The sequence below is a fragment of the Nocardioides sp. S5-5 genome (genome assembly GCF_054954065.1).
Genome location: NZ_CP199913.1, coordinates 2,062,612 through 2,087,110, shown reverse-complemented (window position 1 = coordinate 2,087,110; position 24,499 = coordinate 2,062,612). Strand labels below are relative to the sequence as shown.

The following is a 24,499-nucleotide window of genomic DNA, read 5'->3' as shown; positions in this document are numbered from 1 at the left end:
GCGCCCCGCAGCACGTCGCGCTGGGCGGCGGTGGCCGCCCGCAGTCTGGCCTGCAGCACCGCCCGGGTCGGGGTCTGTCAGGTTCACCACGTAGGGGGAAGTCAGGTGCATATCCATCTCTGACGCACCCCGGTACCCGCCGTGGTGCCACGCCGTGCCGGCCCCCGCCTGTGGCGGATATCGGGGAGGATCAGCGTGTGGCGAAGATTCCCGAGTCGACCCAGATCTAGATGCGGCAGAAGGGTCCTGGCCAGGGCCCGCGAGCGCTGGCCCCAGATCGCCGAGGCCCACACCCGCTACCGCGGTGGGTTCGCCTACGTCGACGCGACCTCGAGCGATGGTGACCACCTCAAGCTGTTCCGGCTGCGCTACGCCGGCTCGGCCAGCCGTTGGGGCCTTCGCGATCTACCGCGCGAGCCACGACGACTACCAGCAGGCAGCCCTTCCCGACGGGCTGGCCCTCAGGAACCCCCGAAGAAGCTCTCGACACCGCCTGCGGCCTCTACCTCGCCGACCCCACCGCCTGGCAGCCAGACCCCCGACGAATCAACGGTCATGACCACTAGCTCCGGGTTCGAACAGATTAAGGGTCGGGTTCGGGTGAGCGCCACTCAGGCGACCGTCGCCCAACGACACCTACAGGTGGTCGAGCAGGCGGCTATTCGCGCTGAATCGAGATACCGCCGTGCCGCTGCAACCGTTCGGACAACCTCCCTCCAAGAGCCGCCACAGGGGTCCAAGCCCCGCCCGCGACATCAGGAGAGTCCAGGAGACACAGCGCAGTCTCGGCGATCATCTTGGCGGTCCCTCCATATCCAGGGTCCTCGTCCCCAGACACCCCGATTCGAACCTGGCTTCCATCGGCAGCGACGCCGATGAACAACGCATCGAAGTACCCCCCGACCCGATCTTCCTCGGCCGGGCCTTCGCCCGGCGCCAAGCTCGGCCGGAACCGATGCACACCCGGACCATTCTGCGCGGCCTTCAGGAGGAGGCCACCGGCCTGGCCGGCCATGCCGGCGAGCCTCTTCTCGTCGTAGACGAAGTCCCGGCCGTAGGGGAATCCCATGAGGAGATTGCTGCGGTGGACGGCCTTGACGTTGATGGGCGCCATACTGAACGGCATCACCGGCCCGACGTCGGGATCGTCTTCCTCGACCGTCAGCGATGGCTGCTCGGGGCCCCGGAACCCGGAGGTGAGGAGGAACGGATCGGTCAGGAGTTCACGAACGCTGGGGTCTTCCCGCATTGTGTCGAGCATGATGGCCGCGGTGGCCAGTGAACCGCCCGAGGGCGGCACGCCGACCCACGCACGGTGTCGGCACTTGACCAGCGGCACCGGGGCGCCGAGCTCGTCGATCGCAACCTGTTGGCAGTACCAGACTCCGAGCTCGGAGGGGATCGAGTCGAAACCGCTGGAAAACAGGAGCCGGGCGCCGCTCCGCTTCGCCGTTACCTCGTGAGCGGTGAGCATCTGGTAGACCCAATAGGACTCGCCGGCCAGGTCGAGATAGTCGGTGCCGGTCTCCGCGCACGCGGCGACCAGTTCCGAGCCATGGGCGAGGTAAGGGCCAGCGGTGGAGATGACAGCCCTTGCCCGGGTAGCCATCTCGATCAGCTCGTCTCGACTCTGCGCGTCGGCCACGATGATGGGCGTGCCGGTCGCTCCGATCTCCGCGAGGACCTGGGCGAGGCGCTCCTGTGAGCGTCCAGCGACCGCCCACCTCAGGTCACCTTGCGTGCTATAGCGGCGCGCAAGGTGTTCGGTGACGATCCTGCCCGTGTAGCCCGTTGCGCCGAAGACGACAACGTCGAACTCTGTGTCCACGCCCATGCTGGCGCTCCTTCCGTCAACTACTGGTCGGCGCCGACGAACTCCTCCGGCGGTCGAATCGGGCCCTCAGCACCCTCCTGACGTGGACCGGGCACACGCCGGAAGGAGTGCGGAACGGGATCGCGACCCGCCTGAACCACCAGAACCTGGCCGGTCGCCGTGCCGGTGGCGCACCCAACTATCGCGTCGGCCACTCTGCCGACAGGGATGAGAGGAAAGCCGTTCTCCGTCATCGTGGCGCGACCTGAGTCGCTGACAATGGGGGTGTCCGTGATGCCTGGACACACAACATTGACGGTGACCCCTACGGGCTCCAGTTGGGCGGCGAGCGCCCGTCCTAGTCCGACCACCGCGTGCTTGGCCATGGCGTACACCGGGTCCTGAGGGAGCGCGATCAGGCCCGCCAGCGAAGCGGTGGCGACGATGGCCCCCCGCCCGCGCTGCCGCATGAAGGGAACCACGGCACGGGCTCCGAAGAAGACCCCGTCGATGTTGACGCCCGAGACGCTGCGGTAGAGCTCGTCGTCGATCTGATCCACGTCACGAATGCGCGTGGGCACACCGGCGTTGAGGATCGCAATGTCGAAGCGCGCGAGACCATCGGACTCCAGTCGGCGCCACGTCTGCGGATCGGCGACGTCCAGGGCACGGAACTCAACCAGCGCACCCAGTCGCTGGACCGCCGCGTGACCCGCCTCCTCATTGGTATCCAGCAGGAGCACGCGCGCTCCGGCCATGTGGAGTCGCTCCGCCGCCGCCAGCCCGATTCCCGACGCGCCACCGGTGACCAAGGCACGTCGGCCTGCAAGCCGCTCTGTCATCGGTCGATCGCATCTCCCCCGGCCCGTGCGCGCGCTCAGCCCACCGCGCTCTTGTTGCCGGCGAACTGGTCGCGCAGCCGAAACTTCTGCACCTTCCCGCTGGCATTGAGCGGCAGCCCGTCGACGAAGACGACCGAGGTCGGCTTCTTGTAGGAGGCCAGCCGGGTCCGGCAGTGGTCGATGATGTCCTCCTCCGTGGGCGGATTCGCCGGATCGACGGCAACCACGATCGCGCACGGCGTCTGCCCCCACTTCGGGTCGTCGACGCCGATCACCGCGACCTGCGCCACGCCCGGATGCAGAGAGATCGCGTTCTCGACCTCCGCGCAGTAGATGTTCTCGCCACCGGAGATGATCATGTCCTTCTTGCGGTCGACGACGTAGATGAACCCTTCCTCGTCCATCCGGCATAGATCGCCGGAGTGGAACCAGCCACCCTCGAACGCCTCAGCGGTCGCCGCGGGGTTGTTCCAGTACCCCAGCATCACCGTCGGGCCTCGGTAGACGATCTCGCCCACCTCACCCACGGGGACGTCCTTCATGTTGTCGTCGACGATCCGGACCTCGATTCCGGTCAAGGGGGTACCGACCGACCCCATCTTCCGGACCGCATCCACATCGCGCAGCATGGCCGTGGTCGGGCTCATCTCGGTCTGGCCGAATCCGCTGAAAGCCGGCGACTGGGGGAAGCACTCCTGCAGCTTCGTCAACAGCGCCGGGGTCGCCGGCGCCGCACCCCACGACAGCACCCGCAGCGCCAGGTCCCGCTCCTTCACCCCAGGAACGTTGCACACCAGCTCCCACTGGCTGGGCACCAGGAACCAGTTCGTCACCCGCTCCCGTTCCACCAGATCCAGCACCGCCTCAGGATCGAAGGTGGTGGCCGTATCGACGACCACGGTTGCCCCGTCCAGCACCGGGCGCAGGCTCCCGTTAACCCCTGCGATGTGGAACATCGGGACCGCCAACATCACGATGTCGGGATCACGGCGTGAGCCTCCCATCGCAGCCAGCAGGTTGAACGCGTTGACCACCATTCCGAAGTGGCTCAGAACCGCGCCCTTCGGCCGCCCGGTCGTACCCGAGGTGTAGATGATGAAGGACGGCGAGTGCTCCTCCACCTCCACGAGCGGGTCCTCTGTCGACGCGCCAGAGACGACGGCCTCGTAGGACTCCGCGACCGCTGCCAGGGAGGCCGGCACGTCGCCGACCACCAGCACGCAACGAGGCGGCGTCGCCTCGGTCAGTGCTTCGGCGCACAGGTCGGCCAGGTCCTCCCCTGCCACGAGCGCGCTGGCGCCGCAGTTGTCGAGGATGTACCCGACCTCCTGTGCGACCAACCGGAAGTTCACCGGAACGACGATCGCGCCCAGCCGGAGGGTTGCGAAGTAGGTCTCGATGACCTCCATGCAGTTGCGCATCACCACCGCCACACGATCGCCGCGGCGCACGCCTCGAGAACTCAGCGCGTTGGCGACCTGGTTGACCCGCCGGTCCATCCCCGCGAACGTGATGCTCCGCTCCCCGTACCGGTAGGCGACACGGTCGGGAAACTTGCGGGCATGGCGGGCCAGCTGCGCTCCATAGGACATCCGACGCGCCTGGGCAACAGCATCGATATCGTTCAACTCAGACATAAGACTCCCACTTGGGTTCACCGGGTTGAGCATGCGCGCGCAACTCGCGCGACATGCCAGAGGGGCGAAAGCAGACATGATTGGAGCCAATCTCGTCGGGAACCCACGTTCGTGTCAAGCGTCACAACGAGGGGTTGCTCTCGTCACACTCGCAGACTAACTTATCGTTCGTTCGACCCCTAGATCACCCGCTCGAGAGATGATTGACGAGGAGGCGCCATGGCGACCGTCGAAGGCACCTTTGACCAGCGTTTCAGTTCGCTCCGCGATGAGTTGGAGAAGCGAATCGATTCCGAGGTCGAGGTGGGCGCCTCGATCTGTGTCGTCGAGCACGGCAAGGTCGTCGTCGATATCTGGGGCGGCTACAAGGATGCCGCCAGGACGCAGCTGTGGGAGTCCGACACCATCGCGAACACGTTCTCGACCACCAAGACGATGAGCGCGCTCTGCGTCCTGGTGTTGTCGGATCGGGGCAAGGTCGACCTCGACGCCCCTGTGTCCGATTACTGGTCCGAGTTCGCCGCGAACGGCAAGGACAGCATCCGGGTGCGTCACCTGATGTCGCACACCTCCGGGCTCTCTGGGTGGGACTATCCGGTCACGCTGGAGGATCTCTACGACCAGGACAAGGCGGCGAGTCTGCTGGCCGAGCAAGCTCCCTGGTGGGAGCCGGGCACAGCGTCGGGCTACCACCTGGTCAGCTATGGCACGCTGCTCGCCGAGCTGGTCCGTCGGGTCGACGGACGCACCTTGGGCGCGTTCTTCGCTGAAGAGATCGCCGGTCCACTCGGGGCCGATTTCCACATCGGTCTGTCCGAGGAGGACGACCACCGCGTGGCAGAGATCGTCCACCTGCAGAGCCCGCCGCCACCTCGCCATGTCCCGGAGCCGGGCAGTGTCGCGGCCAGGTCGTTCGCCAGCGGCATGGTCACCATGCCCGCCGTCAACACGACTTCTTGGCGACGCGCAGAGCTCGGTGCTGCCAACGGCCACGGAACTGGCCGGGGTGTTGCCGTTGCGCAGGCAGTCGTGAGCAACGGCGGTGAGCTCAATGGAGTACGGCTCCTGTCAGAGCAAACCATCCGGCGCATCTTCGAGCAGCAGTCCGACGGCCTCGACCTCGTGACTGCGCTTGGTGTCCGTTTCGGAATCGGCTACGCGCTTGGGCTGTCGAGCTTGACCGACCATCTCCCGGACAACGACGTCTGCTTCTGGGGCGGCTATGGGGGTTCGCTCGCTATCAACGACGTCGCTCGCGGTGTGAGTATCGGCTACGTCATGAACCAGCTGCAACCAGCGATGCTGGTCGGGTCGGAGAGTTCGCGCGCCTACCTCGATGCGATCTACTCCGCTCTGAACGGCTGACCCGCAGGTCAACCGAGTCTGCAAACACCGACCAACACCGACCTCGCGAACGGCCCTGGTCCCACACCAAGACGCATGAGGTGGCAATGACCATCGAGTTGCATGTTCTCCCCATCAGGGAGCGGACTAGGAAGACCTCCTTGCAGCAGCACAGTTGGCCGAGAGGCTCGGCTATTCGGGCGCCTTCTGCGAAGATCACTACCCGACCACCGACCCTGCAGTCTCCGGAGGCCCGCCTGGACCCTCCGATGCGTGGGCCCTCCTCGGGGCACTCGCCCGCGAGACCAACCGGGTCCGCTTGGGCACTCTCATGACCAGCGTGACCTTTCGACGACCAGGACCGCTGGCGATCGCCGTGGCGAGCGTGGGCCAGGATGAGCGGTGAGCGCGTCGACTTCGGTGTGGGCGCCGGCCGGCTCCAAGCAGAGCACGACGCCTACGGGATCCCCGTCCCATCGCTCCGCGAACGCTTCGACGACCTCGAGGAGCAACTCGCCATCATCACCGGACTCTGGAATGCCGGCCCCAGACGCACCCTTTCTCCCATGCGAGGACTCGTCACACCGTCAAGAACAGTCCTGGCCCCTCCAACGGCCGCATCCTCGAGTCGCCATCGGTGGACTCGGCCATCGCCGCAACTCCTGCGCTTGCGGCGACATATGCCAACGAGTTCAACCTGTCCTTCTCCACCCTTGATGATGTCACTCGATCGCGATCAAACCTCGATCGAGCGTTCCGCGCTACAGCTGGCCGCCGTTGGTTCCACTCGCGCTGAGTCCTAGCGCCGTGCCCTGAGAACAGGCCGGGGGCTGCCCTCTACTTCGACGACAAGGGTGTGATCGGCTCGCCAGCACAGGCGGTAGACCGGATCTCGGGTTTCGCCGAAGCGGGATGCTCGCGGCTCTACCTTGCGCTGCACGACATTGGTGATCTTGAGCAATGGGAGCTGATCGCAACTGAGGTCATGACCCCACCTCACCTAGAGTGTCGGGTCACTCCTGGCTTCACGACTTGGTCTGAGCCTGGAAGACGCTCGGTGGTAGCCCATCAGCCTCGGGCCTGAAGACGGCTTCCATCTGCGCACCGAGCTGCTCGACACTCCACGGCGCGGTCGAGGTGACCTGCCGAACGATCTCCGGGTTGTTGTAGAGACCGACGTCAAAGCCACCGGAGTGCAGCACGCGGCCTGTCAGCCACCGTGACCCCTCGGAGGCGAGGTAGGTCGCCACGGTGGCGATGTTGTCGGCCGAACGACGCGGGTCGTCGTCCGCGGGCTTGTCGAGCTTGCGGTCATCGGGCACGGTGGCGATGAGCCGAGTCGCGGCAGATGGCGAGATCGCGTTCGCCGTGACGCCGTACCGCGCAAGCCCTTGAGCGAGCGCGTAGGTAAGGCCGACGACCCCCATCTTCGCCGACCCGTAGTTCGACTGGCCAGGTGAGCCTTCGAGCCCAGAGCGTGAGGTGAAGGCGATGTAGCGGAAGTTCGCCTCCGGGTCACGCACGCCTCGCCAGTAGGCCGCAGCGGGCTTGGCGGTGTTGAAGTGCCCCTTCAGGTGGACCCGGACGACTGCGTCCCAGTCAGCCTCCTCCATGTTGAAGATCATGCGATCGCGCAAGAAGCCAGCTGGGTTGGCCACGATGTCGAGGCGACCGAACTCGCTGAGGGCACGATCCACCAGGCGTGCCCCGGTCGCAGGTTCACCGATGTCGCCGAAGTCCGACACAGCCGCACCTCCAGCGGCCACGATCTCGTCGACGATCGCCGCCGCGGCTCCGTTGTCCTGGCCTGTGCCGTCCGGAGCGACGCCGTAGTCGTTGACGACCACACTGGCACCTTCCCGCGCGAACCGACGCACGATCGCGGCACCGATGCCGTTGGCTCCCCCCGTGACGACGGCGACCTTGCCCTCAAGCAGTCCCATGATGTCCTCTCAGTGACGTTGACGTGTGCTCGGCTGGCTACTGGTTCGGCTCGGCACGCGGAGTAAACCGGCCGCGGTCGAGCACGGTCCGCTCCCCCGACCGGGCACGGAAGAAGCCGGCGGCGCCATCGGTCCAGATCTCCACGCGCAGCGGGTCACCCGGCAGCACCGGACTGGAGAAGCGCGCCTCCATCCCACCGAAGCGCGACGGATCAGAGCCGAACACCGAGTGCAGGATGGCCCTCCCCGCGTAGCCGTAGGTGCACATGCCGTGCAGGATCGGCCGATCGAAGCCCCCCTTCTGCGCGAAGGCGGGATCGCTGTGGAGTGGGTTGCGATCACCAGTGAGCCGGTAGAGCAGAGCCTGGTCGATGCGTGTCTGGTACTCCACCACGAGGTCGGGCGCAGTCTCGGGCATCGTCCAGCTTGCCCGGGGCCCGGCGTCACCGCCGAACCCTCCCTCGCCTCTGATAAACAGTGCCTGTTCGACGGTGGCGAGCAGTCCTCCGGTCTCCAGGTCGGTGAGAAGACAGCGTCGGTTAACCACCGCGGCGCTCTTCTTGTCATAGATCGAGACGATCTCGGCCGTGTAGGACAGCCGACCGCTCACGGGGATGTCAGCGTGAAGCTCAAACCGTTGCTCACCGTGGACCACGGCGCTCGGGTGGAAGTCACCCAGGGCCACCATCCCCCCACGAACGCGGGTGTTGACGAAGGTGGGCAACACCTTCAGCGGTGTTCCCTCGGTGTTCTCGGTGGTGAAGTCGAGCTCGGTGGCAGGGTCCGTCTGGCCAGCGCCAACCGCCAAGGCGTACAACATGGCGTCGTCTTGGCTCCATTCCTGCTCGACCGGCGAACCGACCTCGCCCACCAACTCATGACGCAGCACCGCAACTCCTTCAGGGTAGGTCTCGTTCTCCGCCACCGTCCCAGTTCCGACGGCGGACTAGGAGATCGCGCTTGCTGTTTGGCCCGACGGCACCATCGGCCACCTGGAACGACCCCCCAGTCATATCAGCACTCAAGCAGATTGGCTACTATCTTGTCGCCGATGCATTGCGGTTTGCCCATCTTTCCTGGGCAACAGGCGCGGAGGCACCTCAGCGAACAGGAGACCCGGATGAGTCAGTCGGCAAGCGTGGCACCCGACGCGCGCCCTGCACCCCTGCCCACTCCCGAGACCATGCCCTACTGGGCGGCAGCAAAGGAGGGCTACCTCAAGATCCAGAAGTGCACCACCTGCGACAAGCACTACTTCTACCCGCGAAACCGCTGCCCGCACTGCGCCTCCGACGCTGTCGAGTGGGTGACGGTTACAGGTCGGGCGACGTTGCACTCCTACACGATCAGCCACATCCCCGTCCCGGGCTTCGCCGATGAGGGTCCGTTCGTGATCGCGATCGTCAAGTTGGCAGAAGGGCCCTTGATGATGTCGACGGTCCGCGAGGTCGCATCCGATCCTGACGCACTCCAGCTCGACATGCCGCTGACAGTTCGCTTCGAACCGCGCGGCGACTGGATGATCCCCGTCTTCGTTCCAAGCCAGGAAGCGTGAACATGCAGAACATCGTCATCAGCGGTGCGTCCGAGTCCGAACGGCTGGGCAAAGTCCCCGACATGTCCAATCTCGAACTGGGCGTGGATGCAGCACACCGCGCGATCGCAGACGCCGGCCTGACCATCCACGACATCGACGGCGTTGCTGCACCCGGTGCCTACTTCAGCCCCGGCCCGGTCGGCTACGCACACCACATGGGCATCCACCCGACCTGGCTGGACGGCACCCCCTTGGGCGGCGGGACCTTCCTGATGTTCGTGGCTCACGCCGCCGCCGCGATTCGGGCCGGTCTGTGCACTGCGGCCCTGGTCATCCACGGCGAGGCGGGACGCTCGCGCATCGGCATGGCTCCCCGGGCGGCAGATCCTGCCTCGGTCGAAGGCCAGTTCGAGAACCCCTACGGCAATGGCATCGCTGCCCACCGCTTCACACTTCCGGCACTGCGCTTCATGAAGGACACCGGGACGACCCACGAGCAGCTCGCCGGGGTCGCCGTCGCCCAGCGGAAGTGGGCAGCGCTGAACACACGCGCGGCGCGACGCGACCCGCTCACGGTCGAGGATGTGCTGGCTTCACGCGTCATCGCCTATCCGTTCCATAGCCCTGAGGTGTGCCTGGTCAGCGACGGCGGCGGCGCGGTCGTGGTCACCACAGAGGACCGCGCGCTTGAGCATGCTGACCCTGGCAAGCTCGTCTACCTGTGGGGAACGGGTGAGGCGATGGACGCTCCGATGATCTCCGGGATGTATGACCTGTCCTCCTCGGAGGGCTACCGGACCTCATCACGCAAGGCGTTCGAAGCTGCCGGGATCACCCCCGCCGACGTCGACCACCTCATGATCTACGACGCGTTCGCGCACCTGCCGCTGATGGCGCTTGAAGACACCGGCTTCGTCGGCCGGGGCGAGGCGGGCGCCTTCATCGCCGAAGGCAACACACTGCCCGGGGGACGGCTGCCGCTGAACACCAACGGCGGGGGCCTGTCCTACACCCACACCGGCCACTACGGCATGTTCGCGATGCAGGAGGCGATCCGGCAGGTCCGGGGCGTTGCCGATGCCCAGGTGCCCGGGGTCGAGGTCAGCATGGTCCAGGGCGTCGGGGGCTTCTTCATGAGCGCCCAGACGGTCGTCTTCGGTCGCCATCCCAAGCCCTGACCTCCCGCCAGGGGGTGGGCTGGGACCGACCCACTCTCGGGCGCTCGGACGTTCGGCGAGCACAACCTCAGGGTCTGGACGTGGGATCGGCCCAGGGACCGAAACCCCCGACCTTGTCGATGCGGTAGCGCAGGACGTAGCCCCCTGACTCTTGCCATCCTCGATGCTTGCCGGTCCCACCCTTGCGTTCGGCGTCGAGGAAGGAGGACTCGGCAGAGACGTAGACCCTGCTGAGGCGATCCAGGAGGTTCACCGCGGTGCCCTGTTCGACGCTGGCTGTGCCTTTCAGCACCACGTACGGTGCCATCCCTTGCGCACCGTCAGCCGCTGGCGCCAGGAACGACAAGACGATCCGGGGGTCGCGCTCGATGTTGCGGATCTTGAGGTGGTGGTCGGTGTGTCCGCTGACCAGATCGTCGCCCTCGAGGCCGATCCAGACGACCGACACTTGAGGGCTTCCATCGACGTTGAGGGTGACCAGATGTGCTAGCGGTCCTGTTTCGATGATGTCGATGACGGACTGAGGCAGTCGCATCGGAGCTCCTTTCAAGCGTATGGTTTGCCGCCGGCTTCGGCGTTGGCTGGGACAGCCGCGACCGCGTCCTCGTGCACGTACCTTCCGCCCGCTGCCCACGAGGCGAGGGCGGCGATCAGCATCATCACGGCGGCGCTGCCGAAGACGACAATCAGGCCCTGGTGGAAGGGCTCGGCCATCAGGTGGGGGAAGAACGTCTGGCCCGTGAGGATCTGGGCGTCGTGTCCGGTGACGTCGTCGAGAGCACCTGAAGGGCCGAGTAGGGAACTGATCGGGTTGTAGCCGAGGAACGAGGCGAACAGCGAGCCGACCGGGGAAGCCTCGCTGACGTCAGCAGCCACCTGCTCCGAGACCCCGTAGGCGACAAGGCCGTCGAACAGCGAGCGCGGAAGGGCTGCGGCCAGGCCGACGATCATGAGGGAGAAGAAGATCCCGATCGACATCGCTGAGCCGGTGTTGTAGACGGTGCCACGCAGCCCTGCCGCGGCGCCCCTGTCTCCAGGTGATACCGAGTTCATGACCGCTGTCGCGTTCGGTGTCACGAAGGCTCCCGAGCCGAGGCCGTTGAGGAAGATGATGACTGCGAACCACGGGTAGGCAAAATCGGTCGGCAAGACGACCAGCATCAGGAAGGTTGCTCCGACCAAGAGGGCGCCCGAGGTTGCGAACAGGCGGGCGCCGTATCGGTCCGAGAGCCAGCCTGAGAGCGGGCCCGCGGCGAGGAATCCGACGGTGAGCGGTAGGAGGTAGATGCCGGCCCACAGCGGTGTCGACTCGTAGCTGTAGCCGTGGAGTGGGAGCCAGATGCCCTGCAGCCAGATGACGAGCATGAACTGCAGGCCGCCTCGTGCGATCGATGCCATCAGTCCGGCGAGATTGGCCATGCTGAAGGCCCGGATGGAGAAGAGTTCGATGGACAGCATCGGCTGGTCAACGTGCTGCTCGACGATCACGAAGCCCACCAGTACCAGCGCGCCGAGGACCAGTCCGCCGATCACCCAGGGGTTTGTCCAGCCGGTGCTGTGGTCACCGTAGGGCTGGACGCCGTAGGTGATGGCCACTAGGAGCGAGGTGAGGCCGACTGCCAGGGTGAGGTTGCCCGGGATGTCCAGCCGGGCCGGGCGGCGCTCGCCGAGCTCGTGGAGCGAGCGGTAGGCCCAGGCCGTCGCGATGACACTGATGGGGACGCTGACCCAGAAGACGGCGCGCCAGTGCCACTCAGCCAGGAGGCCGCCGATGACGAGCCCCAGGAAGGAGCCGGCGATGGCGGCGACTTGGTTGATCCCGAGGGCGAAGCCGCGTCGCTCAGCGGGAAAGGCATCGGCGACGATTGCCGTTGCGTTGGCGAAGATCATGGCGCCGCCCAGTCCCTGGCAGACCCGCATGACAATGAGCCACAGTGCCCCGCTCTCGCCGGTGAACGGGTCGATCGCCAGCAGCACCGAGAAGACGGAGAAGACCAGGAAGCCGAGGTTGTACATCCGCACTCGGCCGAACATGTCGCCCAGGCGTCCGAAGGTGACCACGAGTACGGCCGAGACGACGAGGAAGCCCATCAGGAGCCAGAGCAGGTAGCTCACGTTGCCCGGCTGGAGCGGGTCGAGCTCGATGCCACGGAAGATCGCCGGCAGGGCGATGATCACGATGGACATGTTGATCGAGACCATCAGCATGCCGAGTGTCGTGTTGGACAGCGCGACCCAGCCGTAGTGCGGGTGCGCGCCGCTGGACAGTGAAGCGACCGTGCCGGTGGGCTGACCTGCTCCACCGGGCTCTGTCTCGTCGATGGGCCGCGAGCTAGGCACGGTAGCCCGAGGTCCCGCTTCGCGAGAGCACGAGTCGCGGGATCGAGGTGGTGCGATGCAGGCTGAGGATCATGCTGACAGCGGCTGCGACATCTTCGACGGGGATCATATGGTGGGCAGGGATGGTGTCAGTGGTCCACGCCGACATGTCGGTGGCCACATACCCAGGTGCCACGGCTGTCGCCATGACGCCGTTGCCCGACTCCTCGGCGTTCAACGTCTCTGCGAGCGAGACGAGTGCGGCCTTTGATGCCCCGTAGACGGCCAGCCCAGGTTCGGCGTACACGCCGGTGATCGAGGACAGCAGGATCACTCGAGCACCGTGTGGGGCTGTCTCCGCCGCCGCGCGCAGGAGAGGTAGCGATGCTTGGAGGAGCGCGAGCGCGGAGAGGAAGTTGACCGCCATCGTCTTGTCGACGCGGCCGGGTTGGAGCTGTTGGATCGGTCCTGCGGTCCCGACGCCGCCGCTGAGGATGAGCGCGTCCATGGTCGCGAAGGTGTCGCTGTGCAGGTCGACCAGGGCCGGGAGTTCGTCACGGTTCGCGAGGTCCGTCGCCCGGTACGCCACTCCGTGTGCGCCCGCCTGCAACAAGGCAGAGCGCAGCTCGGCCAGGTCCGACTCGTTCCGAGAGCTGACGGTGAGCCCGTAACCCTGCCGAGCCAGTTCGAGTGCGATCCCCCGCCCGATGCCACGGGATGCGCCCGTGATCAGCGCCGTCTTCATGTTGTAGCCCGCGGGGTCGCATGTGCGAGGTCGAGATAGGTGGCAACTGCCTCGCCCGCGGTGTCGAAGCCAGCACCCGAGGCGGCGCCGGCCCTGTACCTGTGGTCGATGCCGGCCGCGATGACGCCTATCTTGAAGTAGGCGAGGGCAAGGTGGAACTCCCAGTCGGCCAGCTCGAATCCGCCGGCGGTTTGGTACGCGCTGGCCAGCTCCGAGACCGAGGGGAGGCGCGGGTTGGTCCAGGCGCTCGGTGCGCCGACGATCAGGTCGAAGACCGGATTCCGGTAGGCACACATCATCGCCACGTCTGCGATGGGGTCTCCGATGGTGCTGAGCTCCCAGTCGACGATCGCCGCGACGGTCGGCGCTGCGTCCCGGAGGTCGAGGATAGTGTTGTCGATACGGAAGTCGCCGTGCACGATCGTCGCATTCCGCTGCTTCGGTACGGCCATCGACAGTTGGTCGATCAGGCTTGCGGCCGCGGGGCGCAGGCGGGCTGCCCCCACGATCTCCCACTGCCCGGCCCAGCGTCGTAGCTGGCGCTCGGCGTAGCCATCAGGTCGGCCGAAGCCGTCCAACCCGACCGCAAGGTAGTCGACCCGATGCAGCCCTGCGAGTGCCTCGACCAACGAGTGGCAGATCCCGGCAACGGTGTTCTCGCTCAACTCGTCGAGCTGAGCTGAGGTCTGAATCGTGTGTCCCGGGACGTACTCCCAGACTGCGAACGCCCCCCCGAGGATCCCCTCGTCCTCGCAGACCGCCACAGCCCGCGCTAGAGGCACCCCAGTTGCCGCTAGTGCCGACGTGACCCGGAACTCGCGGACAACATCATGCGCTGATGGCGTTCGCCCCACCCTTGGCGGCATCCTCATGACCCAGGCGCGATCGCCTGACACCAGTCGGTAGGTCAGGTTCGACCGGCCCCCCGCGATCAGCTGCGCGGTCAACTCGCCCTCGACCAGCTCTCCCGCCTCTGTCATGACCCGGGCAACCGAAGCGAGCTCACCAACCGAGAGCAGAGTCCCCGCCGCTGCGGCGCCCGCGGTCATGGCCGACCGGCTCTGAGAGCCGTGACCTCACGGACCGCGCGGCGTGCAAGCGACCAGCGATGCACCTCCGAGGGTCCGTCATAGACACGGAAGGGCCGCAGCTCGCGTGCGATCTTGGCAACCGGGAGGTCACGTGACATGCCCAGCCCGCCGCAGAGCTGCATCGAGCGATCCGCGACACGACACAGCGCCTCGGCGGCAAAGGTCTTGGCGATCGAGGTGGCCTTGGCTGCCCGTCCTCCCGTGTCCAACTCCGCGCACGCTTCGCGCAGCAGGGCGCGGGTCGCCGCCAGGTCGATCTCGTTGTCGCCGATCATCTGCTGGGCCTGACCGAGGTCGGCCAGGACGGCCCCGAACGCTTGGCGGTCCGCCGCGTAGGAGATCGCGGCTTCGTGTGCCCGCCTGGCCGCGCCGGTCCAGCGCATGACGTGGGTCATCCGGGCTGGGCCAAGTCGCACCTGGGCGTACCTGAAGCCTTCGTCGACCTCACCGAGCACGTCTTCGTCGGGCACGAACAGGCGCTCGAACCTCACTTCGCAGTGGCCTCCGATCATGGCGCGGTCGATCGTCTGGACGTGCCGTTCGACCCTGATCCCCTCGGCCTTACCTGAGGCGAGGAACATCGTCGCCCCGGCGTTGTCGCCGGGCTCGCCGCTGGTGCGAGCCATGATGATGAAGATCCCGGCGCCGTCGGCGCCAGTGATGAACCGCTTGAAGCCGTCGATGACCCATCCTCCCGAGACCGCCGTTGCGCGCGTTCGCAGCGCGGCGGGGTCGGCGCCGGCGCCGGGCGCGGGCTCGGTCATCGCGAAGGCCGACCTGAGCTCGCCGGTCACCAGCGGCTTGAGATAGCGATCGCGCTGCCCGTCGACGGCGACGTGATCCAGCAAGTGGATGTTCCCCTCGTCGGGTGCGTTGATGTTGAGCGCCAACGGCCCGAACAGCGAGTAGCCGGCCTCCTCGAACACGCGGGCGCGCTCAGACATGTTCAGCCCGAGTCCGCCGTACTCGGTCGGACCGTTGGGTGACAGCAGGCCCAGTGCCCGCGCTCGAGACTGAAGCCGGACCCGAAGGTCGTCGCCGCCTGCGGCCTCGGCGTCACCGTCGTACTCGTCGTCCACCGGCAAGACGTCGCTTGCGATGAACCCGCGGGTGCGCTCCACAAGATCATCGAGGCGTAGCACCTCTGTCGCAGTCATGAGCCGCCTCACTGATCGATCGTTAAAACCTGCCTCACTAGACCCGATCGAACCCGGGTCCGTCAAGACTTCGCCAGCGACTAGGACTCTCGAACGATCGATAAGTATCGTAGGTGTGCGGAGTCGCATCGAGCGACCCCATCGGCGTCGGAAGGTCCCAGATGCGATTCGGTGTCTTCGTCCCACAAGGTTGGCGCCTGGACTTGGTCGGTGTCCCCGACCATGCCCAGTGGAGCACCATCCTCGCCGTCGCCAAGCATCTCGACGCCGATCCGGCGTGGGAGTCCCTGTGGGTCTATGACCACTTCCACACCTTCCCCGAGGTCACCTCCGAGGCCACCCACGAAGCCTGGACACTGATGTCCGCGCTCGGAGCGTCGACGGGCCGCATCCGGCTCGGCCAGATGTGTACCTGCATCGGGTATCGCAACCCGGCCTACCTCGCCAAGGTTGCCGCCACCGTTGATCACGTCTCGGGCGGCCGTCTGGAGATGGGCGTCGGCGGTGGCTGGTATGAGCACGAGTGGCGTGCCTACGGCTACGGCTTCCCTGAGGTGAAAGAGCGACTGGGACGCCTGCGTGAAGGGCTCCAGATCCTCCGGGATGCCTGGACCTCAGGCGTTGTCACTCAGGTGGGCACGCACTACCAGGTGGACGGGGCTGTCGTGCGCCCACTTCCACTCCAGCGCACATCACCCGACAACAACATTCCCATCTGGGTCGCAGGCGGAGGAGAACAGGTCACGCTCCGGCTGACCGCCCGGTTCGCGGACTATGCCAACTTCCTCGGATCGGCCGAGATCTTCGCCCGGAAGTCCGATGTCTTGAGGGACCACTGCAGCCAGATCGGACGGGACTACGACTCCATCGCACGCACGTCGAACTTCACCGTCTACATCGCCGACACCGCAGCCGAGGCACTTGATCGTGTCGAGTGGCACCGCGCCCAGATAGCGAGGTCCATCGGCGATCGCAACGCCGATGAGTACGTCAAACGCACCTCCGCATCGGCGCTGGTAGGCAGCTCGGACGAGGTCGCCGCCAAGCTCCGCGAGTTCGCAACTTTGGGGATGCGGTACGCGATCATGTTCTTCCCCGAGATTGCCTTCGACACCTCCGGCGTCGACCTGTTCGCCCGCGACGTGGTCCCCGTGCTGGCGTGACGACCTTATACCCCTTCTCATCCCCGAGCAGAGACTTGTAGGAATGCCGCGCCCACCCGAAACGCCCCCCAAGGACAGGCCTGGTCGAACCCGGACCGATCAACGCTGGTCAGCAGACCGCTCAAGAAGCAGACAGGGACGAGTGACCTTCGCGGTCCTGGCCGCCGGAGCGATGGCGTACTCACTGCTCCAATCGGTCTCAGTTCCGACGATGCCCCTAGTGCAGGCCAAGCTCGACACTGACCAGGCAACAGCATCGTGGATACTGACCGCCTTCCTGCTATCGGCCTCCGTCGCAACGCCGATCATCGGGCGGCTCGGCGACTCCTACGGCAAGCGTCGCCTCCTTGTCATCAGCCTGATTGCCATGTCACTCGGAGCTGTGATGGCCAGTGTCGCTCCGACAATCGAGGTGATGATCGCGGCACGGGTCGTCCAAGGACTGGGCGGTGGCACTTTGCCGCTTGCGTTTGCGATCATCCGCGACGAACTGCCCGAAGATCGAACGGCAGTGGCGCTCTCGCTCACCTCGTCCCTGCTTGCGGTGGGCTTCGCCGGCGGGATCGTGCTGTCGGGCCCAGTGGCCGAGACGCAGCTCGGAAGTCCGGTTATCAGGCGGTGGTATCCGCCCGGTCAGGCGAGACTGAGGACGACTTTCTAGCCGACCTCGCTGTGGGGACAGGGGCGGGTCAGATCAAAATCGGATCTCTTCGAACGTCCGATCGCCTCGCCAAGTACAACCAGCTGCTTCGCATTGCGGAGGACGAGACGATCCCGTTCGCGGGTCTGGCCGGCGCTGGCCTTGCATTGCGTCCGATCGGAGCGGGAGAGCTTTGAGCGGCACGCCAACGCCAGCCACGTCGCCACCGGAGGCCATGCTGACCTTTCTGTCGCATGCAGATCTCGTCGACCAGGGGCAAACCGTTCGCTGGACGCCACTCACGGGAGGCGTCTCCTCGGATCTGTGGCGTGCGGATGTGCCTGGCGTGAGGAGCATCTGCGTTAAGGCAGCGCTGCCGACCCTCCGCGTGGCTGACGCTTGGCACGCGCCCGTGGATCGCAACGCCGTGGAAGTCTCTTGGTTACGTTTCGCCGCTGAACAAGTGCCAGGGTCGGCGCCCGCCGTTCTGGCTCACGACCCGGTGGCCGGACTATTTGCCATGGAGTTCCTAGAGCCGGGCGAACATCCGGTTTGGAAGGCCGAACTGATGGCTGCTCGAGTCGACGTCGCGGCGGCCGCCGCGGTGGGCAATGTTGTTGGTCACCTCGCCGCAATAAGCGCGTCGGCGGCGAATCGCGAGGAGCTGTCGCGCCGATTCGCTACAGATGACAACTTCCTGTCCGCGGCCTCGCTCACGCGACGCGCACTATCGACGACCCGACCTCGATCTACGCAGTCCTGGGTTCCATCAGCTCCGCCCTCGCGTCCCTGAGACAGTCGTTGCACCAGCTCGGGGAGTTCCACGACGAGCCGACACGCAAGCAAGCATGGATGAACGGCGATGCCAACGCCGGGCGCGCAGCGTCGTACAGGGAGTCCTTGGAGCTTCATCGGGCAGCCGAGATGATCCACCAGATCGCCGAATGCGTAGATCGGGCGCACGAGATCGAGTCCACGATCGCCTACGACATCCACGACTACCCATCGTTCGCACCGGCCCAGCGCTCACCGCACCAGCCAGGGCTGTCGCTGTGACCGGTTGGCAGGACGGGCGCCTCCACTCAGCCATCCTCGTCTCGCCGGGACGAGAACGGCGGAACGATCGCAAGCTCCGCAAGGCGGCCGCGCGCGAACTCCTGTCCGCCGACCGCGAGGCTCGGCGTGCCGAAGCGAGGCGCAAGGCCGAGCAACTGTCTGCGGAGAAGCGGGCGACCGTGACACTCCCCCGTGCCGGTGAATCCGGCGCCGCCACATTGCGGACGCCCGGCAGATTCCGCGTGCCACGCCATCAGGACACCTCGGCCACGCTCGCGGGCGCCTACCCCTTCCTCGCCGAAGGCGGGCTCGGCAGCGAAGGTGTCTTCGTCGGGCAGGATCTCTACTCCGGCAGCTCGTTCGTCTACGACCCGTGGATCCTCTACGCCCGCGGCCTGATCACCGCACCCAACCTCGTCCTCGCAGGCATCGTCGGCTCCGGCAAATCCTGCCTCGCCAAGAGCCTCTACACGCGGTCCATCCCGTTCGGCCGACGCGTCTATGTCCCTGGCGACCCGAAAGGGGAGCACACCGCTGTCGCTGAGGCGGTCGGCGGGCGGGCCATTGCGTTGGGCCATGGGATGGCCAACCGTCTGAATCCCCTCGACGAGGGCCACCGTCCGACCGGGTACGACGATGCCCAGTGGGCGAGTCAGATCGCATCGCGTCGCCGCGACCTCGTCGGAGCCCTGGCTGAGACCGTCCTCGACCGGCGTCTGAGTCCTCTCGAGCACACGGCCGTCGACATCGCCATCGACCGCACCGTGCGCGGGGCCGACATCCCAGTCCTGCCGATGGTCGTCGACCGGCTCCTCACCCCGGATCCGGCTGACGATCCCGACGGCCGACTCACGGAGGACGGACGACTGGTCGGTCACGCTCTCCGGCGCCTCGTGGCGGGCGACCTCGCCGGCCTCTTCGACGGCCCCTCGACCGTGGCGTTCGACCCGAGCCTCCCGATGGTCTCCCTCGACCTTTCCCGCGTCACCGAGAACGCCACGCTCATCTCCGTGCTGATGACCTGCGCTTCGGCGTGGATGGAGTCCGCCCTGCTCGATCCCAACGGCGGGCAGCGTTGGGTCGTGTACGACGAGGCGTGGCGGCTGATGTCCCACCCCGCACTGCTGCGGCGGATGGACGCCCACTGGAGGCTCGCGCGGCACTACGGGATCGCGAACATGCTGATCTTCCACAAGCTCACCGACCTCGACAACGTCGGCGACTCCGGCTCCGCCATGCGCGCCCTCGCCTCATCGCTTCTCGCGAACGCCGAAACCCGCATCGTCTATCGCCAGGAGTCCGACCAACTCGGCGCAACCTCGGCAGCACTCGGACTCACCGGCACCGAGCAGTCCCTGATCCCCACGCTCGGCACCGGCCAGGGCCTGTGGCGGATCAAGAACCGCTCCTTCGTCATCCAACACCAGATGCACCCCGCCGAGCTCGAGCTCTTCGACACCACCGGCCGCATGACAGGAGCAGCGTCATGACCGCTCAAGTTCGGGGCCGAGCGGCCCGCGAAGCCAAGTTGGAAGCCCTCCAGGAGCAACTGTCGGAGTCCGTCGCTGCCTTGGTGACCGGTGAGGACTGGAAGCGCGCCCTGACCTTCGCCGCACAGTTCCGTGGGCGCAGCTTCGGGAACTCGATGCTGATCGCGGCACAGCACTTCGCGGCGTACAACGAGGGTCGGGTGCCCGAGCCGACGCCGACGTACGTTGCCGGCTTCCACCAATGGCTCTCGCTCGGACGCAGCGTTGCGAAGGGCCAGCACGGCTACGGCATCCTCGCGCCGGTGACCGGCCGGTTTGCGTCGTTCACTCCGGACGACCCGAGCTCCTGGCGTCGTCTGGCGCGCAACGAGAAGCCGATGTCTGGCGAGTACGCCCGCACCCGCATGATCGGCGTCAAGCCGACCTATGTCTGGGACATCTCTCAGACCACAGGCGACCCCGTGCCGGAGCTCCCCCGTCCCTCCCTGCTCCAGGGTCAGGCACCGGCCGGGCTGTGGGACGGACTCGCTGACCAGATCACCGCCGCTGGCTTCGAGCTCCGCCTTGTCTCATCGGCCGCGGCGATTGGCGGCGCCAACGGGCTTACTGACTTCCTCTCTCGCGAGGTCTCGGTCCGCATGGACATGGACGAAGCGGCCCAGGTGAAGACGCTCGCGCACGACCTATTGACCGCACCAACTTGAGCGTCCTGAGCCGTCGCCGGGCGAGCCGTGCGGCACGACTCGCCGATGGCTTCGGTGCTCCACCGTCTCCGAGCCTGTGCGTGCTGCCCTTCCTCGCAATGAAAGAGAAGCGGAAGGACGCGTGCATGGAACGCGAGGTAACGGGCCTGGTGATCCCGGCCATCGGAGCAGTGGCAACCATCGAAACGGCACCGGGAACGGTGCTGCTTGATGCCAGCGGCGAGCCAGTCGAGGAGGTCAGCGAGTTCTTCGCCACGATGCTGGCCTGCGGCGCGAGCCCCAGCTCGCTGCGCTCCTACGGCATGGCGCTGCTGCGATGGTGGCGCTTCCTGGCCGCGATCAACGTGCCCTGGCAGCGCGCCAGTCGAATCGAGGCACGCGACTTCGTGCTCTGGATGCGACTCGTCGGCCCAGCCGCTCGGCCGGGCGGGTACGCGCCCGCGACGATCAACCACGCCCTGGCGGTCATCAAGATGTTCTACGCCGACCGGCTCCGCGCCGGTGAGGGGACGCTGCTGAACCCGGTCCCGGACGCCGACCACCGAGCCGGACGGAGGTCGCGAGCGCACCACAATCCGATGCAGCCCTTCGCTCCGGGGCCGCGCGCCCCACTGCGGCAGAAGATGCCCGAGCGGATCCCACGCCACCTGCCTGACCGGCTCTTCGACGAGCTGTTCGCGACGCTCCGCTCCGACCGTGACCGGGCACTGCTCGCGTTCTACGTCTCGACCGGCGCCCGTGCCTCGGAGCTCCTCGGCGTCACCGTGGACCGAGTGAACCCCGGCGACCAGCGCATCGGGGTCCACCGGAAGGGATCGGGCCGGTTGCAGTGGCTACCGGCCTCCGCCGATGCGTTCGTCTGGCTTCGACTCTATGAGCAGCAGACTCAGCGACCGGACGGCGAGCAGGCGTTGTGGCTGACCCGCCGAAAGCCGGTGCGTCCACTGACGTATTCCGCGGTGCGGCGGATGCTGCAGCGCGCGAACGAGTCGTTGGGCACGGCGTGGACTCTTCACGATCTGAGGCATACGGCCGCTCAGCGGATGGTCGACGACCCAGCCATGTCCTTGACCGATGTGCAGTGGGTGCTGGGGCACGCGCACATCACCACGACTCAGGTCTATCTGCGACCGCGGGAGGAGAAAGTCGTCGCACGGGTGCTGGCCCATCACCGCGGCCGTGCCGAACGTCCGCCCACACCTCCGGCGCCGCCGGTCGACTCGGCGGGTTACTCCGCCGAGGTGCTCGCGGTGCTGTTCGGCGGGACACGGTCATGAGCGATCACGTCGACGCGGTCGCCCACCTGCAGAAGGCCGCGCGTCCATCTCGCAACGTTCCGGCCAGCAACGGCGGCCTACGCCCCAAGGCACCGACCCCGGCGCTGCCCACGCCGGCGATCGCCCGAACGACCGTGTGGGCCGCCTCCCAGATGAGCTACGAGGAGGTCATTCTCGCCGTCCGTGACCTGGAGTTCGCGAACGGCACGCCATCGCCGAAGCAGGTCGGCAGCCAGGTTCTGTTCGCGGAAGCTCTTCTCGGGTGGCTGCTGAGGTTCCCTGGGGAGTCGTGGCAGCAAAGGTGGCATGCCTCCGGTGCGGACGCTGCCGGAAGGGACTGGACCGCTTTGGCCGCCGAGCCCGACAAGCACAAGCGCCTCGTCACCGCGGTGGGCAGGCTCCTGATGCTGGACGTGATCCGGCCCGACTACGCCTGGCTCTACGCCACCCAGGCCACACCCAGGCTCTACGAACGGTTACGTGAACTTCGTGACCACAACGGGTTCGCCACCATCGGGCGCCTGTGCGACGCCGATGCGCGGATGTTGCCGAGCGACCGGCGCAAGGCGATGAACCAGCTCACCAGGATGCTGGTCCACAACGGCGGCACGCTGGCCGACATCACCCTCTTGGACTGCATCGAGGCCCACCGCGCACAGGACGGCTACCATGGCCGGTCCCACCCCCGCTGGTACACGCTGCTCCGGGAAGCCGCCATCCTGCCTGCGGACAGCCCACCGACCATCGTCGCGGCGTCCCGGCGAGGGCAGCTGACCATCGAGGAGATGGTCGACCGCTACGACGTCGTATGCCGCCCGATCAGGGACCTGTTCGTCGCCTACCTCTACGAACGGCGGGCCGCGATGGACTACAACTCCATCCGCTACCTGGCAGCCAAGCTCGTGCTGCTGTTCTGGCGCGACCTGGAAATCCACGAGCCCGGCATCGACTCGCTCCACCTGACCGACGACGTCGCCCGTCGCTGGAAGACCAGACTCAGCGGCCCCGTGCTCTACGGCAGCAACCGCGTCGGCAAGAAGCGCGAAGACCCCTACACGATCCTCATGGCCGTCCGCGCCTTCTACGCCGACCTCTCCCACTGGGCGCTGGAAGACCCCGCCCGGTGGGCCACCTGGGCCGCACCATCCCCGGTCGACTCCCGCGACCTCGCCGGGATGACCAAGATGCTCAAGCACTCCCGGTCACGCACCCACCAGCGCATCCGCGAACTCGCGCCGCTGCTTCCCCGCCTCGTCGACGCAGCCCGCGACCACCGGTTTGCGGCCAAGGCCCTCCTCGAGGCCGCCTCCGCGACCCCTCCCGGCGAACCGTTCAGCTCCGCCGACCAAACGCTCCGACGGGTGGCGCTGAGCGACGACCAGAGCGGAGGAAGGAACATCAACCGGGGACACGTGTACGTCGAAACGCCTCCCCGCGCCGGCACAAGCGGCCGACGGCAAGACAACCGGAGAAACCTGAGCCTGGAGGCCGACCGGGCGTTCTGGTCGTGGGCTCTGGTCGAGGTCCTGCGGCATACCGGGGCGCGCATCGAGGAGGTCCTCGAGATCACCCACCGCTCGTTCGTGTCCTATCGGCTGCCGTCGACCGGTGAGGTGATCCCGATGCTGCAGATCACCCCGTCGAAGACCGACAAGGAGCGACTCCTGGTCATCGGGCCGGAGCTCGCGGTCGCGTTCGCCGAGATCATCTCCCACGTCCGCGGCGACAACGAGCAGTTGCCGCTGGTCAGCCGCTACGACAGCGCCGAGCGTATGCACAGCCCCGAGCTCCCGTACCTGTTCCAACGGCCCTACGGCACGGGCAGAACCGCCATGAGCTCCTCCTACGTGATCAGGTTGCTCGACGACCTGGTCACCAGCGCGAAGATCACCAACAACGACGGCACGCCAGCGAAGTTCAGCCCACATGACTTCCGGAGAATCTTCGCCACCGAGGCCGTCGCGTCCGGCCTGCCGGTGCACATCACGGCCAAGATCTTGGGCCACGAGTCAATCGCGACGACCCAGACCTACGTCGCGGTCTACGACCAGAACGTGATCGAACACCACCGTGCATACATCGCCCGCCGGCGAGCACTCCGCCCGTCTCACGAGTACCGCGAACCCACCGACAGCGAGTGGGACGAGTTCCTCAGCCACTTCGCCCAACGCAAGCTCGAACTTGGCACCTGCGGGCGTGCGTACGGCACGGGCTGCCAGCACGAACATGCCTGCATCCGCTGCCCGATGCTCCGCCCCGACCCCGACCAGCACGACCGGCTCCGGGGCATCATCAGTAGCCTCGAAGAGCGGATCGCCGAGGCGAAGCAGCGTGGCTGGCTCGGCGAGGTCGACGGCCTGCGTACCAGCCTCGCCGCCGCCGAGCAGAAGCTCACTCAGATGCGGCGCACCGCCACCAACCTCGGCATGCCCGTCTTCTCGCGACGACCGGCAGCGTCCAAGGATGATCCGGTCGGTGGCGGCCCCGGCCGTGCTCTGCCAGAATCGGGGCCAGCTTGCTAGTCAGGTGGCCGCGGCAGGGGTGCTGCGGCCCGTTCTGTAGG

General features: G+C 66.7%; 20 protein-coding genes and 1 pseudogene. 11 read left to right on the top strand and 10 right to left on the bottom strand.

Annotated features, from left to right (window positions below):
* Window positions 1-658 precede the first annotated feature (658 nt).
* From ACUP6Y_RS09785 to ACUP6Y_RS09775, 3 genes are read right to left on the bottom strand one after another with little or no spacing between them, the layout of a single operon-like run.
* Window positions 659-1,834, bottom strand: a complete 1,176-nt coding sequence (locus ACUP6Y_RS09785) for a saccharopine dehydrogenase family protein (RefSeq protein ID WP_462555762.1) — start codon at window positions 1,832-1,834, stop codon at window positions 659-661.
* Window positions 1,835-1,854: 20 nt separating this feature from the next.
* Window positions 1,855-2,655, bottom strand: a complete 801-nt coding sequence (locus ACUP6Y_RS09780; RefSeq protein ID WP_462555760.1) for an SDR family NAD(P)-dependent oxidoreductase — start codon at window positions 2,653-2,655, stop codon at window positions 1,855-1,857.
* 35 nt (window positions 2,656-2,690) lie between these two features.
* On the bottom strand, window positions 2,691-4,325 hold the full coding sequence (locus tag ACUP6Y_RS09775; RefSeq protein ID WP_462555758.1) for a long-chain-fatty-acid--CoA ligase: 1,635 nt from the start codon (window positions 4,323-4,325) through the stop codon (window positions 2,691-2,693).
* A 186-nt stretch (window positions 4,326-4,511) separates the two neighbouring features.
* Here ACUP6Y_RS09775 and ACUP6Y_RS09770 point away from each other — a divergent pair, with 186 nt between their 5' ends.
* Both ACUP6Y_RS09770 and ACUP6Y_RS09765 read left to right on the top strand, forming a co-directional pair.
* Window positions 4,512-5,657, top strand: coding sequence for a serine hydrolase domain-containing protein (locus tag ACUP6Y_RS09770; RefSeq protein WP_462555756.1), 1,146 nt, complete (start codon window positions 4,512-4,514; stop codon window positions 5,655-5,657).
* 145 nt (window positions 5,658-5,802) lie between these two features.
* Window positions 5,803-6,042: pseudogene (locus ACUP6Y_RS09765) on the top strand (LLM class flavin-dependent oxidoreductase); the annotation flags it as partial.
* Between the two features lie 619 nt (window positions 6,043-6,661).
* Here ACUP6Y_RS09765 and ACUP6Y_RS09760 read toward each other — a convergent pair.
* Both ACUP6Y_RS09760 and ACUP6Y_RS09755 read right to left on the bottom strand, forming a co-directional pair.
* Window positions 6,662-7,579: an SDR family oxidoreductase gene (locus tag ACUP6Y_RS09760; RefSeq protein WP_462555754.1), complete on the bottom strand. Its 918-nt coding sequence runs from the start codon at window positions 7,577-7,579 to the stop codon at window positions 6,662-6,664.
* A gap of 37 nt (window positions 7,580-7,616) precedes the next feature.
* A complete protein-coding gene (locus tag ACUP6Y_RS09755; protein WP_462555752.1) occupies window positions 7,617-8,504 on the bottom strand; it encodes a MaoC family dehydratase in 888 nt (295 codons plus the stop codon).
* Window positions 8,505-8,699: 195 nt separating this feature from the next.
* Between ACUP6Y_RS09755 and ACUP6Y_RS09750 the strand changes: the two genes are divergently transcribed.
* Window positions 8,700-9,134 (top strand): Zn-ribbon domain-containing OB-fold protein, encoded by a 435-nt coding sequence (locus ACUP6Y_RS09750; RefSeq protein WP_462555750.1) that lies wholly within the window; start codon window positions 8,700-8,702, stop codon window positions 9,132-9,134.
* A gap of 2 nt (window positions 9,135-9,136) precedes the next feature.
* Complete coding sequence (locus tag ACUP6Y_RS09745) at window positions 9,137-10,294, top strand: thiolase C-terminal domain-containing protein (RefSeq protein ID WP_462555748.1); 1,158 nt, start codon at window positions 9,137-9,139, stop codon at window positions 10,292-10,294.
* Between the two features lie 67 nt (window positions 10,295-10,361).
* Here the strand turns inward: ACUP6Y_RS09745 and ACUP6Y_RS09740 are convergent, their stop codons facing one another.
* The 5 genes from ACUP6Y_RS09740 to ACUP6Y_RS09720 form a co-directional block, all read right to left on the bottom strand.
* On the bottom strand, window positions 10,362-10,829 hold the full coding sequence (locus tag ACUP6Y_RS09740) for a TIGR03618 family F420-dependent PPOX class oxidoreductase (RefSeq protein ID WP_462555746.1): 468 nt from the start codon (window positions 10,827-10,829) through the stop codon (window positions 10,362-10,364).
* Window positions 10,830-10,840: 11 nt separating this feature from the next.
* The gene (locus ACUP6Y_RS09735; RefSeq protein WP_462556686.1) at window positions 10,841-12,523 is read right to left on the bottom strand and encodes an MFS transporter; all 1,683 of its coding nucleotides are present in this window, start codon (window positions 12,521-12,523) and stop codon (window positions 10,841-10,843) included.
* A 103-nt stretch (window positions 12,524-12,626) separates the two neighbouring features.
* A complete protein-coding gene (locus tag ACUP6Y_RS09730) occupies window positions 12,627-13,358 on the bottom strand; it encodes an SDR family NAD(P)-dependent oxidoreductase (RefSeq protein WP_462555744.1) in 732 nt (243 codons plus the stop codon).
* Entirely contained in the window at window positions 13,355-14,407 is a 1,053-nt protein-coding gene (locus ACUP6Y_RS09725; protein WP_462555742.1) for a phosphotransferase family protein, read from the bottom strand. Before ACUP6Y_RS09725 ends, ACUP6Y_RS09730 begins: the two co-directional genes overlap by 4 nt.
* Window positions 14,404-15,606: an acyl-CoA dehydrogenase family protein gene (locus ACUP6Y_RS09720; RefSeq protein WP_462555740.1), complete on the bottom strand. Its 1,203-nt coding sequence runs from the start codon at window positions 15,604-15,606 to the stop codon at window positions 14,404-14,406. Before ACUP6Y_RS09720 ends, ACUP6Y_RS09725 begins: the two co-directional genes overlap by 4 nt.
* A 161-nt stretch (window positions 15,607-15,767) precedes the next feature.
* Here ACUP6Y_RS09720 and ACUP6Y_RS09715 point away from each other — a divergent pair, with 161 nt between their 5' ends.
* The 7 genes from ACUP6Y_RS09715 to ACUP6Y_RS09685 all read left to right on the top strand — a co-directional run bounded on the left by ACUP6Y_RS09715 (window position 15,768) and on the right by ACUP6Y_RS09685 (window position 24,458).
* Window positions 15,768-16,769, top strand: coding sequence for a TIGR03560 family F420-dependent LLM class oxidoreductase (locus ACUP6Y_RS09715; protein WP_462555737.1), 1,002 nt, complete (start codon window positions 15,768-15,770; stop codon window positions 16,767-16,769).
* A gap of 142 nt (window positions 16,770-16,911) precedes the next feature.
* Window positions 16,912-17,430 carry an MFS transporter gene (locus ACUP6Y_RS09710; RefSeq protein ID WP_462555735.1) on the top strand — a complete coding sequence of 173 codons (519 nt, stop codon included), beginning with the start codon at window positions 16,912-16,914 and terminating at the stop codon, window positions 17,428-17,430.
* Window positions 17,388-17,606, top strand: coding sequence for a hypothetical protein (locus tag ACUP6Y_RS09705; RefSeq protein WP_462555733.1), 219 nt, complete (start codon window positions 17,388-17,390; stop codon window positions 17,604-17,606). Before ACUP6Y_RS09710 ends, ACUP6Y_RS09705 begins: the two co-directional genes overlap by 43 nt.
* Before the next feature lie 747 nt (window positions 17,607-18,353).
* Window positions 18,354-19,955, top strand: coding sequence for an ATP-binding protein (locus ACUP6Y_RS09700; RefSeq protein WP_462555731.1), 1,602 nt, complete (start codon window positions 18,354-18,356; stop codon window positions 19,953-19,955).
* 83 nt (window positions 19,956-20,038) lie between these two features.
* Window positions 20,039-20,659: an ArdC family protein gene (locus tag ACUP6Y_RS09695; RefSeq protein WP_462555729.1), complete on the top strand. Its 621-nt coding sequence runs from the start codon at window positions 20,039-20,041 to the stop codon at window positions 20,657-20,659.
* An 80-nt stretch (window positions 20,660-20,739) separates the two neighbouring features.
* Window positions 20,740-21,936 carry a tyrosine-type recombinase/integrase gene (locus ACUP6Y_RS09690; RefSeq protein ID WP_462555727.1) on the top strand — a complete coding sequence of 399 codons (1,197 nt, stop codon included), beginning with the start codon at window positions 20,740-20,742 and terminating at the stop codon, window positions 21,934-21,936.
* Window positions 21,933-24,458 carry a tyrosine-type recombinase/integrase gene (locus ACUP6Y_RS09685; RefSeq protein ID WP_462555725.1) on the top strand — a complete coding sequence of 842 codons (2,526 nt, stop codon included), beginning with the start codon at window positions 21,933-21,935 and terminating at the stop codon, window positions 24,456-24,458. Before ACUP6Y_RS09690 ends, ACUP6Y_RS09685 begins: the two co-directional genes overlap by 4 nt.
* The last annotated feature ends 41 nt before the right edge of the window (window positions 24,459-24,499 follow it).